The following is a 15,520-nucleotide window of genomic DNA, read 5'->3' on the forward strand; positions in this document are numbered from 1 at the left end:
CATGCGCATCGCTTTCTTCGTCAACTCGATTGCCGACGAAACCCCGCAGTTCACCACGACGACGCTGGCGCTCGCCGCGCTCAACCGCGGCCACGAGATCTGCTACGTCACGCCGGGCGATTTCGTGCTGCGCGCGGATGACAGCCTTGCCGTGCGCGGCCTGGTGCTGCCCTCCTCGGGCTACAAGAAGCCGGAGACGCTGCACAAGGACCTGCAGGGCGAGAACACCGAGACGCGCATCTTCGACGTCGCGGAGATCGACGTCCTGTTCCTGCGCAACGACCCCTCGCTCGACGTGACGGACCGGCCCTGGGCGGCCCATGCCGGGGCGCTGTTCGGGCGGCTTGCGGCGCTGCGCGGCACCCTGGTCGTCAACGATCCGGCCGGCCTCGCCAAGGCGCAGAACAAGCTCTACCTGCAGGATTTCCCGCCCTCCGTGCGCCCGGCCACGCTGGTCTCCAAGAGCATCGAGGAGATCCGCGGCTTCATCGCCGGGCAGAAGAAGAAGGGGGCGATCATCAAGCCGCTGCAGGGCTCGGGCGGCAAGAACGTCTTCAAGGTCGCCTCGGCCGACGACCAGAACCTCAACCAGATCTTCGAGGCGGTGAGCGGCGAGGGCTATCTCATCGCCCAGAGCTTCATGCCGGAGGCGAGCGAGGGCGACGTGCGCTTCTTCGTGATGAACGGCCGGCCGCTGATGCGCGACGGCAAATACGCCGCCTTCCGCCGCGTGCCGGCCAAGGGCGAGATCCGCTCCAACGTGCATGTCGGCGGCGGGCCGGCGCCGGTGGAGGTGACACCCGCCATGCTCGCCGTCGTCGAGGCGGTGCGCCCGAAGCTCGTCGAGGACGGCATGTTCCTCGTCGGCCTCGACATCGTCGGCGACAAGATCCTGGAGATCAACGTCTTCACCCCGGGCGGGCTCGGCAATCTGGCGCAGCTCTACGAGACCAACTTCTCCGACACGGTCATCGCCGCGCTGGAGGAGAAGATCGCCATGCGCGCGGCCTATGGCGGCCGGCTGGACAACAGCCGGCTCGCCACGCTGTGAGCGGCATGCCCCTTACGTTTCAGCGCCCGGTGGCGATGCCGGCGGTGAGGATGCCGAGCAGCGTCAGGAGCGCGACGCCGAGCACGACATAGCGCGCCGCATCGACCGCCACGTCCCCACCAGCCGCCATCAGCGTGCCGGCAAGCGCCGAGGTGACGGAGAAGGCGATGAGCTGGGCCGTGGTGATCGCGGCGGCCGCCTTGCCGCCCTCGGCCGGGTCATGCGTGCTGCTCATGGCGGCAACGCCGAGCAGGGGCCAGGCAAGGCCGATGCCCGCGCCCGCCAGCGCCAGCACCGCGACCCAGGCGAGCGAGCACCGCCCCGAGCAGGCCGCCGACCAGCGGGCCGACGCCGGCGAGCTGCTGGCTGAAGAGCGGGATGAAGGTCTCCACCATGACGCCGGCGCTGAGCGCGGCGACGGTGAGATAGCCCCATTTCAGCGCATTGTCGCGCCGGTAGGTGATACGCGGCAGGATGGTGTTGTGCGCGCGCCGCTCGACGAGCACGAAGAGGACGAGGAGCGCGAGGCCGGCGCCGACGGTCGCCAGTGTCGGCCAGCCGATCGGCACGATGGCGCTGAGGCTGATGGCGATAGTGGCAAGCACCAGCGGCACGAGCGAGGCGACGGGCACGGGCGTACGGTGCGGCAAACCGCCCATGCCGGCAAAGGCGCGCTGCGCGAGAAAGGCGAAGAGCAGGGCGATGATGGCCGAGACGACGAAGGACGTCGTCACCCAAGCATAATAGGTCTGGCCGCCGATATCGGCGATGATGGAAGGCATCGTCGAGCAGATGGCGGACGAGTACCTCGCGCGCCTGCACGGCGTCTTTGGCCGGCAGCAGGAGACGGGCGATGCCGCGACCGCGCTGCTGTCGGAGATCTGGAGCATGGAGAGCTGGGGGGACACCGCCTACTGTCGCATCCTGTTCGAGCTTCTGGCGGAGGCAGGGCGCAACGAGCGGGTCCGCGCCATCCTCGCCCGCAACACCGATGGCGTGCGCGCGCTCCTGTCGCAGGTGCTGAAGGCCGGCCAGGCGCGCGGCGAGGTGGACCCGGCGCTCGACCCCGAGCACACCAGCGCCATGCTGATCGCCATCGTCGACGCCGCCCCCATGCTGCCGCTGATGGTGCCCGGCATCCGCTTCGACGAGAGCCGGGCGCTGATCACCACCATGGTCCGGCGCTTCCTGCGGCCGGAAGGCTAGAACGACGGACGGTATTGTCCAGAATTCCCCTGTCCGGCCAGCACCGCCGTTCCAGAAGCCGCCGATGGGCAGGATGCGGCCTCAGGCAGGCGTCTTCCTGACGTAGCGGCAGGCGGCGTGGCGGCGCGATCGCCCGCCATCCGCAACGGGCATGCGGCCGCGGAATGTCACCCGGACAAGATTTTGTTGTCGCCGGCGGCAAGAGGAGAATTTCCTGCCTATGTTAACCGGCGAATCGCCGCCAATATCGGCAGCAAACGCTGACCGCAGGAGACACAGATGCTGATCGCGAATCCCACCCGGCGCTCGTTCTTGCAGGCCGGCGCCGCCCTTCTCGCTTCGACCGCGCTGCCGGCCATCGCCCTTGCCGAGAGCGCCCCAGCCGGCGGCCGGCTGGTGGTGGCGGCCGATTCCGAGCCGAAGAACCTCAATCCCGCGATCGTCGCCTCCAACGGCGTGTTTTTCGTCGCCAGCAAGGTTATCGAGCCGCTGGCCGAGGCCGCCTTTACGGGCGAGGACGGGCTGTCGCCGCGCCTTGCCACAAGCTGGGAAGGATCGGACGACGGCCTTTCGGTCACCTTCCGCCTGCGCGAGGGCGTGACCTGGCACGACGGCACGCCCTTCACCTCCGCCGATGTCGCCTTTTCGGCGCTCGAAGTCTGGAAACCCTTACAGAATCTCGGCCGCATCGTCTTCGCCCGTCTCGAAACCGTCGAAACGCCGGATGCCGCCACCGCCGTCTTCCGCTTTTCCAAGCCGACGCCGCTCCAGCTCATCCGCAATGCCCTGCCGGTCGTCAGCAGCGTCATCCCGAAGCATCTCTACGAGGGCACGGATATCGCGACGAACCCGGCGAACACCCAGCTCGTCGGCACCGGCCCCTTCCGCTTCGCCGAATACAGGCCGGGCGAATATTACCGCCTGACGCGCAACGAGGCCTATTGGGACAAGGACCAGCCGAAGCTCGACGAGATCATCTTCCGCGTGCTGCCGGACCGCGCCGGGGCGGGCGCGGCGCTGGAGGCGGAGGAGATCCAGCTCGCCGCCTTCTCCGCCGTGCCGCTCGCCGATCTCGACCGCATCTCCAAGGTGCCGGGCCTTGCGGTCGTCACCAGGGGCTACGAGGCGCTGACCTACCAGCTCGTCGTGGAGATCAACCATCGCCGCAAGGAGCTCGCCGACCTCAAGGTGCGCCAGGCGATCGCCCACGCCATCGACAAGACCTTCGTCGTCGACACCATCTTCCTCGGCTATGCCGAGGCCTCCACCGGCCCGGTGCCGAAGAACGCGCCGCAATTCTACGAGGCCGACGTGCCGGTCTATGCCTTCGATGTCGCCAAGGCCAATGCCCTGCTCGACGAGGCCGGCTATGCGAAGGATGCGAACGGCACGCGCTTCACGCTGAAGCTGCGCCCCGCGCCCTATTTCAACGAAACCCGCCAGTTCGGCGACTATCTCCGCCAGGCGCTCGCCGCCATCGGCATCGATGCGGAACTGGTGAACGCGGATTCGGCCGCCCACCAGAAGGCCGTCTATACCGATCACGATTTCGACCTCGCCGTCGCCCCGCCGGTCTTCCGCGGCGACCCGGCGATCTCCACGACCATCCTGGTGCAGTCGGGCATTCCGGCCGGCGTCGGCTTCTCCAACCAGGGCGGCTATGCCAATGCGGAGCTCGACGCCGTCATCGCAAAGGCGGCCGAAACGATCGACACGGCGGCCCGCACCGCGCTCTACCGCCAGTTCCAGAAACTGGTCGCCGCCGACCTGCCGCTGATCAACGTCGCCGAATGGGGCTTCATCACGGTGGCGCGCGACAGCGTGCTCAACGTCGCCAGCAACCCGCGCTGGGCGGTGTCGAACTGGGCCGATACCGCGCTCAAGACGTGACGGTGGGGCCATGACGGGCGCTTTCGTGGATCCCCTTTCAGGCCAGCCGACCACTTCTCCGGCAAGGCAGGGTGGCCGCATATGAACGGTGGAGTTCGCTACCCCCCTCTGCCCTGCCGGGCATCTCCCCCTCAAGGGGGGAGATCGGCAGGAGGCGAGCCCCTCGCTCAACCGGCAACGCCGGAGAGCACCGAAACGGTGCTCCATCCAATCTCCCCCCCTGAGGGGGAGATGCCCGGCAGGACAGAGGGGGGTGCCTTCACCATAGGCGATACCCTCGCCTCGGGCCGGAGACCGCCGGCAAGCCGCAGGGCATTATCACGCTCGCTCCACCCCACGCCCGCAACCCAGCGGCAAGCGCCGTGACCCGCGCCCTCCGCCTCACCGCACGCCGGGCGATCAGCAGCATTCCCGTGCTGCTGATCGTCGTCGTCATGACCTTCCTGCTCCTGGAAACGGCGGCGGGCGATGCGGTCGATGCCTACCTGCTCTCCATCGGCGGCGGGGATGCGGCGATCGCCGGGGCGCTGCGGCAGGCCTATGGGCTCGACCAGTCCATGGCGGCGCGGCTGTGGCTCTATCTCTCCGCGCTCGCCCGGCTCGATCTCGGCTGGTCCGTCGCCTTCGACCGGCCGGTTCTCGGGCTGATCATCGAGCGCCTGCCGAACACGCTGCTCCTGATGGGAAGCGCCACCGCGCTCGCCTTCGCCTTCGGCTCCACGCTCGGCATCCTCGCCGGCGCGCGGCCGGGCAGCCTGCGCGACCGGCTGCTCTCCACCCTCTCGCTGGTCGTCTATGCCATACCGGGCTTCTGGCTCGGCCTGGTGCTTGCCATTGTCTTCGCCGTGCAACTGCGCTGGCTGCCCACCTCGGGCATCGAGACGATCGCCTCGGGCCGCACGGGCCTTTCCCGCGCCGCCGACATCGCGGCGCATCTCGTCCTGCCCGTCGGCACGCTGGCGCTCATCTATACCGCGCTGTTCCTACGCGTCATGCGCGCCGGCATGGCCGGCATCTGGCGGCTGGATTTCGTGCTCTTCGCCCGCGCCAAGGGGCTTTCACGCGCCCGCATCGTCCTGCGCCATGTGGCGCGCAATGCGCTCCTGCCGCTTATCACCATGCTCGGCCTGCAGGCGGCCGCCATGCTTGGCGGCAGCGTCGTCATCGAAAGCATCTTCGCCATTCCCGGCTTCGGGCGCCTGGCGCAGGAGGCGGTGAGCGGGCGCGATGCGGCGCTGCTCTGCGGCATCATCGTCGTGAGCGCCGTGCTGGTCATCCTCGTCAATCTGCTCGTCGACATCGTCTATGCCGCGCTCGATCCGCGCGTCGGCACCGCGGAGCGCGGCGCATGAAGCTTGTCGGCGACATGCTGCGCCGGCCGGAGGGGGCGACCGGCCTTGCCATCCTCGTCCTGCTCGCGCTTCTCGCGCTGCTGGCGCCCGTCCTCTTCCCCGGCGATCCGCTGAAGATCGCCGGCCGGGCGCTGACGGCGCCCTTCACCGACCCCGCCTTTCCGCTCGGCACCGACCGGCTCGGCCGCGACGTCCTGGCCGGCATCGTGCACGGTGCGCGCACCTCGCTCTTCGTCGGCCTCGCCGCGGCGCTGGCGGCGCTGGCGATCGGCCTTTCGGTGGGGCTTGCGGCGAGCTTTGCCGGAGGGATTGCCGACGAGGCGCTGATGCGCGTGGTCGATGCCTTCCAGATCGTGCCGAGCTTCCTCCTGGCGCTCGCCTTCGTCAGCGTCATCGGCGCCTCGGTGCCGGTCGTGGTGCTGGCCATCGCGCTCGGCGCCTGGGCCGATCCCGCGCGGCTCACCCGCGCCGAGGTGCTGTCCGTGCGCGGGCGGGACTATGTCGCCGCCGCGCGTATTGCCGGCATGCATCCGGTGGAGATCGTCCTGCGGGAAATCCTGCCCAACGTGCTGCCCCCGGTGCTGGCGCTCTCGGCCATCATCGTCGCCACCGCCATCCTGACGGAGGCGGCGCTCTCCTTCCTCGGCCTCGGCGATCCCAATGTCGTCACCTGGGGTTCGATGATCGCCGAGGGACGAAACGTCCTGCGCTCCTCGCCCTTCCTGTCGATCTTCCCCGGCCTCGCTTTGGTCGCGACCGTGGTCGGCGTCTATCTGCTCAGCGAGGGGCTGACCAATGCGCTTGCGGGGGAAGCGAGTGTCGAAAGGAAGAAATCACGGCGCGCCGGCAAGTACCCCCCTCTGCCCTGCCGGGCAGAGGGGGGGGCCGGCGCTGGCGACAATCCCCCTGCCGAACAGGGGGAGGAGGGCATGCTCTGCCGGACGAAAAACCTCTCCGTCACCTATCGCGGCCAGGAGACACCGGCCCTGACGAACCTCGCCCTTGCGATCCACGCCGGCGAGCGGCTGGCGATCATCGGCGAGAGCGGCTCGGGCAAGAGCACCCTCGCGCGGGCGCTGGCCGGGCTCCTGCCCGAAGGGGCCGAGGTGGAGGGCACGGTGCGCTGGGCGGCGGGCGCCGCGCCGCTTCCCGGCCGCGATCTCGGCTTCGTGCTGCAGGACCCCTCCGCCAGCCTCAACCCGGTGCTGACGATCGGCGAGCAGGTGGCCGAAGGCGCGCGCCGGCATCTCGGCCTCTCCTGGCCCAAGGCCCGCGCCCGCGCGCTCGACATGCTGGAGCGGGTGCGCCTTCCCGAGCCGGAAAAGCTGCTCGCCGCCTATCCGCACCAGCTCTCCGGCGGCCAGCGCCAGCGCGTGGCGATCGCCGCCGCGCTCGCCGCCCGCCCGGGCCTCGTCATCGCCGACGAGCCGACCAGCGCCCTCGACATGGTGGTGCAGGCGGAGATTGTCGCGCTGCTCGACGAACTGGTGCGCGCGGCGGGCATGACGCTCGTCTTCATCACCCACGACATCGCGCTGGCCGCCGGCTTTGCCGACCGGGTGGCGATCTTCAAGGACGGGGCGCTCGTCGAAACCGGCCCGGCGGCGGCTGTACTGGCCGCACCGCGCGAAACATATACGAAGATGCTGGTCGCCAGCCATCGCGACCTCGCCTCCCCACCATTGGTCGGGGAGATCGGCGCATGAGCCTTCTCGTCGCGCAAGATCTTGGCAAGCGCTTTTCCTCCGGCGGCCGCACCGTGGAGGCGCTGCGCGATGTCTCGCTCAGCTTAGCGGCGGGGGAGACGCTCGGCCTTGCCGGCGCTTCGGGCAGTGGAAAATCCACGCTGGCACGCATCCTCACCCGGCTCGTGCCGGCCGATGGCGGCAGCGTGCGCTTCGCCGGCGAGGACTGGCTCGCCCTTTCGGGCGCGGACCTGCGCCGCCGCCGCGCCCGCATGCAGATGGTGTTCCAGGACGTTTCCGGCGCCTTCAATCCGCGCGCCACCGTCGCCGACGCGCTCGACGATCCCCTGCGCATCCACGCCGTAGTGCCGAAGGGCGAGCGCCCGCGCGAGATCGAGGCCCTGCTCGATCGGGTCGGCGTGCCCGCCGCCTATGCCGGCCGCGCGGTCCGCGACCTTTCCGGCGGCCAGCGCCAGCGTGTCGCCATCGCCCGCGCCATCGCCACGCGCCCGGCGCTGATCGTGCTCGACGAGGCGGTCTCGGCGCTCGACGTCTCGGTGCGCGAACGCATCCTGCACCTGCTCGCCACGCTGCAGGAAGAGCGCGGCATCGCCTATCTCTTCGTCTCGCATGACCTTGCCGTGCTGCGCGCGCTCTCCCACCGCATCGCCGTGATGGAGGCCGGACGCATCGTCGAATGCGGGCCGGCGGGCCGCGTCATCGCCGATCCGCAATCGCCCGCCGCCCGCGCCCTCATCCGCGCCGTGCCGCGCCTCCTACCCCAGGAAAGCAAGGAAAGCCCCGATGGCCGCTGACCGCTGGAACGCCCTGAACGATGTCCCCGATTTCCCGCCCCACCGCCTCGGCCCGCTCGCCGACCGGCTCGCCCGCATCCTGAAGACCCGCAACGACATCCTCCTCTTCCAGACGGAGGCCGTCGTGGCGCTGGAGGCGGTGGCGACCAGCATCGCCCGGCCGGGGCTGACGGCGCTCAACATCGTCACCAGCCCGTTCGGCGCCTGGTTCGGCGACTGGCTGCGGCGCGGCGGCGCGGATGTCGTCACGCTCTCGGCCAAACCCGCCTGGCCCATCGACATCGAAAGCGTGGAGGCGGTCTTCGATGCCCATCCCGAAGTGAAGGCCGTCATCCTCTGCCATGCCGAATCGGCGAACGGCGTGCTCAACCCGCTGGCGGAGATTGCCGCCGCGGCCCGTGCCCGCGGCATCGTGACGATCGTCGATGCGGTCGCCTCGGTGGGCGGGCATGCGCTCGACGTCGATGCACTCGGCATCGATATCGCGGTGATCGGCCCGCAGAAAGCGCTGGCCGGGCCGGCCGGCGTCTCGGCGCTGTCGGTCAGCCAGGCGGCCTGGGCCCTGATTTCGGCGGCGGGCGGGCGGCGCAGCTCGACGCTTTCCCTGCTCGACCGCCGGGACTGGCTCGACAGCGGGCGCGGCGCGCTTCCCGGCACAGCGGCGCCGCTGGAATTCTTCGCCTTGGAGGCCGCGCTCGACCGCTTCGAGGCGGAGGGGGCGGAAGCCGTGCTCGCCCGCCATGTCCGGGCGGCGGCGGCGGCGCGCGACGGCCTCCTGGCGCTCGGCGCCCGTCCCTGGGCGGATTTCGGCCGGGCATCCCATCTCGTCACCACCGCGGCGCTGCCCGAGGCCGTCGATCCCGAGACCTTCCTTGCCGCCGCCGCGCCGCTCGACATGGAACTGTCCGCCGGCATCGGCCCCGGTGCCGCGCGGCTGGTGCGGCTCAACCATACGGGCCTCCGGGCGCGCTTCGATAGCGTGCTCGGCAATGTGCTCGCCTATGGCATCGCCCTGCAGAAATGCGGCGCCCCGGCGGATCTTGCCGCCGCGGCCGCGGCTGTCGCCGCGCATTACGGCGCGGATTGAAGCCGTTCGAGGAAATCGGGCACCGCGCGTGCAACGGACAAAATCGCTGGCGCCCGCAGGGCATCGAATAAGGAGTTGGAAGCGCGCCTCCTGCTCCTTCTCCCCACGCGGAGAAGGTCGCGGCAGCGGGTTGAGGGGGCGGCGCAGGCGGAAGACGGCATGCTTCCCCCCTCGTCCGACCCTTCGGGCCACCTTCTCCCCATGGGGGAGAAGGGGAAAACGGCAACGTTGTGCGCCCTGGTGGCATCGGGGGTAGTGGTGCGCGCCAGACGGGCGACGTGCTGCCGTCGCCATCCGACAAGCCTGCGCAAAAATCGGGCACGCCGCGTCTCAGGCAGAAGCAACGCGGCATTTGCATAGCTGCATTGCACAATAAATGTTTCCCATCTGGTCAAAAAAATCGCATAGTGCCCTCAGTTGATGCACACGGCGGTTTTCCTCCCAGTGCCGCCGCATCAGCTGTTCCCCTCTGGAGGTTTTTGACCTTCACACTTCATGGGCCGCGGTTTCCGCTGGCCCATTTTTTTTGGTCCCTTCGCGGCTTGATTTTCCCGGCCATTCGGAGGCATCTGCCGGAAACACTCACGCCGACACGGTGGGACATGCAGCCGGGCGCACTGAACGTACTGGTCATCGACGAGAACCGCATTCGCGCCGCCATCATCGAGGAGGGGCTGCGCGATGCCGGCTATGCCGTGACCGTGGTCGAGGAGATGCAGGGCCTTGCCCGCCGCATCGCCGAGCTCAATCCCGACGTCATCGTCATCGATCTGGAAAACCCCAACCGCGACATGCTGGAGAGCATCTTCCAACTGACCCGCGCCATCCAGCGCCCCATCGCCATGTTCGTCGACAAGTCCGACGAGGCCTCCATCGAGGCGGCGGTGGAGGCGGGCGTCTCGGCCTATATTGTCGACGGGCTGAAGCAGGAGCGCGTGCGGCCGATCCTGAAAATGGCGATCAGCCGCTTCAACGCCTTCTCCCGCCTCAGCCGCGAGCTGGAGGAGACGCGCAGCGAGCTGGAGAACCGCAAGGTGATCGACCGTGCCAAGGGCCTCCTGATGCGCTCGCGCGGGCTGTCCGAGGAGGCGGCCTATGCGCTCTTGCGCCGCACGGCGATGAACCAGAACCGCAAGATCGCCGAGATCGCCCAAAGCCTCGTCACGGCGGCGAGCCTGCTCGATCCGGGAGCGCCCGATCCGGGAGTGAAGACATGACGATGCGCCACGCCATCACCGCGGGCTTCGTGCCGCTGCTCGACAGCGCCCTCCTCGTCGCCGCGAAGGAGAAGGGCTTTGCCGCGGCGCAGTCGATCGACCTCACGCTGGTGCGCGAGCGCTCCTGGGCGAGCATCCGCGATCGCCTTGCCGTCCGCCAGTTCGACGTCGCCCATATTCTCGGCCCCATGCCCATCGCCTGCAATCTCGGCCTCTCCGCCCCGGCCCCGAAGATGATCGTGCCCATGGCGCTCGGCCTCGGCGGCAATGCCGTCACGGTCTCCGCCGCGCTCTGGCGGGCGATGGCGGAAGCCGGCGCGACCGCCGACCTCGACGCGCGCGAAAACGGCGCGGCACTCCGCCGGGTCATCGACAGGCGTGTGGGCGAGCCGCTGCGCTTCGGCGTCGTGCATCCCTATTCCGGGCACAATTACGAGCTGCGCTACTGGCTGGCGGCGAGCGGCATCGATCCGGACCGCGAGATCGACATCCTCGTCCTGCCGCCGCCGGACATGGGCGATGCGCTCGCCGAAGGGCTTATCGACGGCTATTGCGCGGGCGAGCCCTGGAACACCTTCGGCGTCCTCAAACGCGGCGCGCATCTTGCCACCGTCAAGGCCGCGATCTGGAAATCGAGCCCGGAAAAGGTGCTCGGCGTCGATGCGGGCTGGGGCGAGGCGAACCCGGAGGCGCTGGCCGCCCTGCTGGTCGCGCTGCACCACGCCTCGCTCTGGTGCGGCGATTCGCGCAACCACGCGGAACTCGCTTCGCTGCTGGCGCTGCCCGCCTATGTCGGGCGCGAACCGGACCTCCTGCTGCCGGCCCTCACCGGCGTCCTGCCGGTCGGCGGCGGCGCGGTGCGCACGGTCGGCGATTTCTTCGTGCCGCAGGCCAAGGCGGCCACCTTCCCCTGGAAGAGCCATGCGTTGTGGTTCTACACCCAGATGGTCCGCTGGCGGCAGGTGGCGCATACCGAGGCGAACCGCCAGGTCGCCGCTAAGACCTATCGCCCGGATGTCTATCGCGCGGCGCTGAAGGCGCTCGGCATCGCCATGCCCTCGGCGAGCGCCAAGGTGGAGGGCGCGCTGACCGCGGAAACGCCCGTCGGCTCCTCCGGCGCGCTGACGCTCGGCCCAGACGGCTTCTTCGACGGCGGGCGCTTCGATCCCGACGACGTCGACGGCTATATCGCAGCGCAATCGCGCTAGCGCCTATTTTATGCGCACTGCACAAAATTTGGCGCCCCTTTGCCGATGGCCTATGCGCATGCCGGCATGCGGCCTTCCAGGAAATGAATTAAATCAATCGCTTGCCGAACTGGCACGCCGATTGCTTTTCTTTCCGTAGGCCTTCGGGCCACGATATCGGCGTCCAATGACGGGCGCCACCAGCAAAGCCGCTGATCGGGTTTTTCGCGCACATGACCTCCCTCGTGTCGCGCGAAAAGAACCTGGCCAGCGGCTTTTTGTTTTTCACCCCCCAAGATGGAGCGGCACGACCTTGTCGGGCCACGGAGACGCCATGTCCGAGATCAAGCAGCCCCTGTCCCCGCGCGAACCCGCCGTCGCGCTCTGGATGTCCACCTTCGCCTTCACCATCTGTTTCGCCATCTGGACGATTTTCGCCATCATCGGCATCCGCATCAAGGAAGACCTGGGGCTCACCGAAGCCCAGTTCGGCCTCCTCGTCGGCACGCCCATCCTCACCGGCTCGCTGGTGCGCATCCTGCTCGGTGTCTGGACGCCGCGTTACGGCGGCCGCCTCGTCTATACGCTGACCATGCTGGCGGCGGCGCTTTCGACGCTCATGCTCTCGCACGCCGCGACCTTCCCGCAGATGCTGCTCGCCGGGCTCGGCGTCGGCCTTGCCGGCGGGTCCTTCGCGGTCGGCGTCGCCTATGTCTCGCCCTTCTTCCCGCCGGAAAAGCAGGGCACGGTGCTCGGCATCTTTGGCGCCGGCAATGTCGGCGCGGCGCTGACGAAATTCCTCGCGCCCTTCGTGCTCGTCGCCGCCGGCTGGCAGATGGTGGCGGAAATCTGGGCGGCGGCGCTGATCCTCACCGCCTGCCTCTTCTGGTTCACCACCAGCGACGACCCGGCCTTCCGCAATCGCCGCGACGGCAAGGCGCCGAAGCGCAGCCTCATGCAGGAATTCGCGCCGCTGAGGAAGGCGCAGGTCTGGCGCTTCTCGCTCTATTACTTCTTCGCCTTCGGCGGCTTCGTGGCGCTGGCGCTCTGGCTGCCGCGCTACCTCGTCGGCGTCTACGGCTTCGACATCGCCACCGCCGGCATGGTCGCCGCCGCCTATTCCATCCCCGGCAGCATCTTTCGCGCGCTCGGGGGCATGCTTTCGGACCGCAAGGGCGCGCGTGCCGTCATGTACTGGATGTTCGGCATTTCCGCGGTCGCGACGCTCATCCTGTCGCTGCCGTCGGGCGTCACGCCCGCCGTCTTCATCGTCACCGTCTTCGTGCTCGGCTTCGTCATGAGCCTCGGCAAGGCGGCGGTCTACAAGCATATCCCGGCCTATTACCCCGACAGTGTCGGCCCGGTCGGCGGGATCGTCGGCATGGTCGGCGGGCTCGGCGGTTTCGTGCTGCCCATCGCCTTCGGCCTCCTGAAGGATGCGACCGGCCTGTGGTCGAGCTGTTTCCTGCTGCTCTTCGCCGTCGTCGCCGTCTCGCTCCTCTGGATGCATCTTTCCATCCGCCAGATGGAGCGCCCCTCCGTCTCCGCCGTCGCCGCGTAAGTGTTAGGAAATCCCATGACCGAGAAACTCGTCATCGTCGGCAACGGCATGGCCCCCGGGCGCATGCTGGAGCACCTCCTCGAAAAGGCCCCGGGCCGGTACGAGGTCACCATCTTCAACGCCGAGCCGCGGGTGAACTACGACCGCATCATGCTCTCGCCCGTCCTCTCCGGCGAGAAGGCGTATGAGGAGATCATCATCCACGGCGACGGCTGGTACATCAAGCACGGCATCACGCTCTACAAGGGCCACCGCATCGTCGCCGTCGACCGCGATGCGAAGACCGTCACCTCCGATCACGGCGTCACGGAACGCTACGACAAGCTCGTCATCGCCACCGGCTCCGTGCCCTTCATCCTGCCCGTGCCGGGCAACGACATGCGCGGCGTCATCACCTATCGCGACCTCGACGACGTGCAGGCCATGCTGCTCGCCGCCCAGTCGCGCGAGAAGGCCGTCGTCATCGGCGGCGGCCTGCTCGGCCTCGAAGCCGCCGCCGGCCTTGCCGGCCGCGGCATGGACGTCACGGTGCTGCACGTCATGCCGACGCTGATGGACCGCCAGCTCGACCCTGCCGCCGGCTATCTCCTGCAAAGGGAGCTGGAAGGACGCGGCATCAAGATCCTCTGCAAGGCGAGCACCCGGGCCATCGTCGGCAACGGCAAGGTCGAGGGCATCGAGCTGGACGACGGCCGCGTCATTCCCGCCACGCTCGTCGTCATGGCCGTCGGCATCCGGCCGAGCGTGAGCCTCGCCAGGGAGGCGGGCCTTGCCGTCAACCGCGGCATCGTCGTCGATCACGGCATGCAGACCTCGGACGGCAGCATCCTGGCGCTCGGCGAATGCGCGGAAGTGGGCGGCATGGTCTACGGCCTCGTCGCCCCGCTCTACGAGATGGCGCGGGTCGCCGCCGCCCATCTGGCCGGCGACCGCTCGGCCGCCTTCGTCCATTCCGATACGCCGACCAAGCTGAAGGTCACCGGTATCGAGCTCTTTTCGCTCGGCGATTTCGCCGACGGCGACGACCGCGAGGAGATCGTGCTGCGCGATGCCTCTGCCGGCGTCTACAAGCGGCTGGTGCTGAAGGACAACCGCATCATCGGCACGGTGCTTTACGGCGAGACCGCCGATGGCGCCTGGTTCAACGACCTGAAGAAGAAGCAGACCGACATTTCCGAGATGCGCGAGACGCTGATCTTCGGCCAGGCCTATCAGGGGGGCGCACCGCTGGACCCTATGGCGGCCGTTGCAGCCTTGCCGGATGATGCGGAGATCTGCGGCTGCAACGGCGTCTGCAAGGGCAGGATCGTCTCGACGATCACGCAAAAGGGCCTGGCCTCGCTCGACGACGTGCGCGCCCACACCAAGGCGTCCGCCTCCTGCGGCTCCTGCACCGGCCTCGTCGAGCAATTGATGACGCTGACGCTCGGCGACAGCTACAACCCCGCCGCCGTTCAGCCCATGTGCGGCTGCACCGATCTCGGCCATGACGACGTGCGCCGCCTGATCAAGGCGAAGGGGTTGAAGACCATTCCCGCCGTCATGCAGGAACTGGAATGGAAGACCTCCTGCGGCTGCGCCAAGTGCCGCCCGGCGCTCAACTATTACCTCGTCTGCGACTGGCCCGACGAATATGCCGACGACTACCAGTCCCGCTTCATCAACGAGCGCGTGCATGCCAACATCCAGAAGGACGGCACCTATTCCGTCGTGCCGCGCATGTGGGGCGGCGTCACCAATGCGCACGAACTGCGCGCCATCGCCGATGTGGTCGACAAGTTCGAGATACCCCTGGTGAAGGTGACGGGCGGCCAGCGCATCGACCTGCTCGGCATCGAGAAGGAGGACCTGCCCGCCGTCTGGGCCGATCTCGGCAAGGCCGGCTTCATCTCGGGACAGGCCTATGCGAAAGGCCTGCGCACGGTGAAGACCTGCGTCGGCTCCGACTGGTGCCGCTTCGGCACGCAGGATTCCACCGGGCTCGGCATCCGTATCGAAAAGTTCATGTGGGGCTCCTGGACGCCGGCCAAATTGAAGATGGCCGTCTCCGGCTGTCCGCGAAACTGCGCGGAGGCGACCTGCAAGGATATCGGTGTCGTCTGCGTCGATTCGGGCTTCGAGATCCATTTCGCGGGCGCGGCGGGCCTCGACATCAAGGGCACGGAGGTGCTCGGCCTCGTGAAGACCGAGGACGAGGCGCTGGAGCATATCGTGGCGCTGACGCAGATGTACCGCGAGCAGGCGCGCTACCTGGAGCGCATCTACAAATGGGCCAAGCGCATCGGCCTCGACGAGATCCGCCGCCAGATCATGGGCGATGCGGACAAGCGCAAGGCCTTCTACGACCGCTTCGTCTTCTCCCAGACATTCGCGCAGGTCGATCCGTGGTCGGAGCGGGTCTCCGGCAAGGACAAGCACGAATTCAGGCCGATGGCGACCATCGGCTACGGCGAGGCCGCGGAATGAGGA

13 protein-coding genes and 1 pseudogene are annotated in these 15,520 nt (G+C 68.5%); 12 read left to right on the forward strand and 2 right to left on the reverse strand.

All coding sequences use genetic code 11. The annotated features are described in order from the left end of the window. Window position 1 precedes the first annotated feature (1 nt). Entirely contained in the window at window positions 2-1,051 is a 1,050-nt protein-coding gene (locus EV665_RS14830) for a glutathione synthetase (RefSeq protein ID WP_064333527.1), read from the forward strand. 19 nt (window positions 1,052-1,070) lie between these two features. On the opposite strand, the gene EV665_RS32645 is transcribed toward EV665_RS14830, so the two are convergent. After that, window positions 1,071-1,286 (reverse strand): hypothetical protein, encoded by a 216-nt coding sequence (locus EV665_RS32645; RefSeq protein WP_210234638.1) that lies wholly within the window; start codon window positions 1,284-1,286, stop codon window positions 1,071-1,073. Then, window positions 1,270-1,833 carry a hypothetical protein gene (locus EV665_RS14835; RefSeq protein ID WP_210234639.1) on the reverse strand — a complete coding sequence of 188 codons (564 nt, stop codon included), beginning with the start codon at window positions 1,831-1,833 and terminating at the stop codon, window positions 1,270-1,272. The genes EV665_RS32645 and EV665_RS14835 overlap by 17 nt, the downstream gene beginning before the upstream one ends. On the opposite strand from EV665_RS14835, the gene EV665_RS14840 reads away from it, so the two are divergent. The 11 genes and pseudogenes from EV665_RS14840 to nirB all read left to right on the forward strand — a co-directional run bounded on the left by EV665_RS14840 (window position 1,820) and on the right by nirB (window position 15,517). Continuing rightward, window positions 1,820-2,257 (forward strand): TetR family transcriptional regulator C-terminal domain-containing protein, encoded by a 438-nt coding sequence (locus EV665_RS14840; RefSeq protein ID WP_133034658.1) that lies wholly within the window; start codon window positions 1,820-1,822, stop codon window positions 2,255-2,257. The two genes, EV665_RS14835 and EV665_RS14840, sit on opposite strands and share 14 nt — an antisense overlap. Before the next feature lie 279 nt (window positions 2,258-2,536). Then, complete coding sequence (locus tag EV665_RS14845) at window positions 2,537-4,147, forward strand: ABC transporter substrate-binding protein (RefSeq protein WP_133034659.1); 1,611 nt, start codon at window positions 2,537-2,539, stop codon at window positions 4,145-4,147. 362 nt (window positions 4,148-4,509) lie between these two features. After that, on the forward strand, window positions 4,510-5,499 hold the full coding sequence (locus EV665_RS14855) for an ABC transporter permease (RefSeq protein WP_162853066.1): 990 nt from the start codon (window positions 4,510-4,512) through the stop codon (window positions 5,497-5,499). Beyond that, a pseudogene (locus EV665_RS14860) lies at window positions 5,496-6,302 on the forward strand (ABC transporter permease); the annotation flags it as partial. The gene EV665_RS14855 and the pseudogene EV665_RS14860, both read left to right, overlap by 4 nt. A 126-nt stretch (window positions 6,303-6,428) precedes the next feature. Beyond that, the gene (locus tag EV665_RS14865) at window positions 6,429-7,205 is read left to right on the forward strand and encodes an ABC transporter ATP-binding protein (protein WP_133034791.1); all 777 of its coding nucleotides are present in this window, start codon (window positions 6,429-6,431) and stop codon (window positions 7,203-7,205) included. Continuing rightward, on the forward strand, window positions 7,202-7,999 hold the full coding sequence (locus EV665_RS14870; protein WP_133034661.1) for an ABC transporter ATP-binding protein: 798 nt from the start codon (window positions 7,202-7,204) through the stop codon (window positions 7,997-7,999). Before EV665_RS14865 ends, EV665_RS14870 begins: the two co-directional genes overlap by 4 nt. Then, entirely contained in the window at window positions 7,989-9,086 is a 1,098-nt protein-coding gene (locus EV665_RS14875) for an aminotransferase class V-fold PLP-dependent enzyme (RefSeq protein WP_133034662.1), read from the forward strand. The genes EV665_RS14870 and EV665_RS14875 overlap by 11 nt, the downstream gene beginning before the upstream one ends. Window positions 9,087-9,688: 602 nt before the next feature. Continuing rightward, window positions 9,689-10,303, forward strand: a complete 615-nt coding sequence (locus EV665_RS14880; protein ID WP_133034663.1) for an ANTAR domain-containing response regulator — start codon at window positions 9,689-9,691, stop codon at window positions 10,301-10,303. After that, a complete protein-coding gene (locus tag EV665_RS14885; protein ID WP_133034664.1) occupies window positions 10,300-11,511 on the forward strand; it encodes a CmpA/NrtA family ABC transporter substrate-binding protein in 1,212 nt (403 codons plus the stop codon). The genes EV665_RS14880 and EV665_RS14885 overlap by 4 nt, the downstream gene beginning before the upstream one ends. Window positions 11,512-11,824: 313 nt before the next feature. After that, window positions 11,825-13,051 (forward strand): MFS transporter, encoded by a 1,227-nt coding sequence (locus tag EV665_RS14890; protein ID WP_133034665.1) that lies wholly within the window; start codon window positions 11,825-11,827, stop codon window positions 13,049-13,051. A 15-nt stretch (window positions 13,052-13,066) separates the two neighbouring features. After that, the gene (nirB, locus tag EV665_RS14895) at window positions 13,067-15,517 is read left to right on the forward strand and encodes a nitrite reductase large subunit NirB (RefSeq protein ID WP_133034666.1); all 2,451 of its coding nucleotides are present in this window, start codon (window positions 13,067-13,069) and stop codon (window positions 15,515-15,517) included. Window positions 15,518-15,520 lie beyond the last annotated feature (3 nt).

The sequence above is a fragment of the Shinella granuli genome, from assembly GCF_004341885.1.
GTDB lineage: Bacteria > Pseudomonadota > Alphaproteobacteria > Rhizobiales > Rhizobiaceae > Shinella > Shinella granuli.

Bases quoted from the DNA above. Each gene is read 5' to 3' on its own strand.
- EV665_RS14845 (WP_133034659.1), top strand. From the start codon at position 2,537: ATGCTGATCGCGAATCCCACCCGGCGCTCGTTCTTGCAGGCCGGCGCC.
- EV665_RS14840 (WP_133034658.1), top strand. From the start codon at position 1,820: ATGATGGAAGGCATCGTCGAGCAGATGGCGGACGAGTACCTCGCGCGC.
- EV665_RS14870 (WP_133034661.1), top strand. From the start codon at position 7,202: ATGAGCCTTCTCGTCGCGCAAGATCTTGGCAAGCGCTTTTCCTCCGGC.
- nirB (WP_133034666.1), top strand. From the start codon at position 13,067: ATGACCGAGAAACTCGTCATCGTCGGCAACGGCATGGCCCCCGGGCGC.
- EV665_RS14830 (WP_064333527.1), top strand. From the start codon at position 2: ATGCGCATCGCTTTCTTCGTCAACTCGATTGCCGACGAAACCCCGCAG.
- EV665_RS14875 (WP_133034662.1), top strand. From the start codon at position 7,989: ATGGCCGCTGACCGCTGGAACGCCCTGAACGATGTCCCCGATTTCCCG.
- EV665_RS32645 (WP_210234638.1), bottom strand. From the start codon at position 1,286: ATGAGCAGCACGCATGACCCGGCCGAGGGCGGCAAGGCGGCCGCCGCG.
- EV665_RS14835 (WP_210234639.1), bottom strand. From the start codon at position 1,833: ATGCCTTCCATCATCGCCGATATCGGCGGCCAGACCTATTATGCTTGG.
- EV665_RS14890 (WP_133034665.1), top strand. From the start codon at position 11,825: ATGTCCGAGATCAAGCAGCCCCTGTCCCCGCGCGAACCCGCCGTCGCG.
- EV665_RS14880 (WP_133034663.1), top strand. From the start codon at position 9,689: ATGCAGCCGGGCGCACTGAACGTACTGGTCATCGACGAGAACCGCATT.
- EV665_RS14885 (WP_133034664.1), top strand. From the start codon at position 10,300: ATGACGATGCGCCACGCCATCACCGCGGGCTTCGTGCCGCTGCTCGAC.
- EV665_RS14865 (WP_133034791.1), top strand. From the start codon at position 6,429: ATGCTCTGCCGGACGAAAAACCTCTCCGTCACCTATCGCGGCCAGGAG.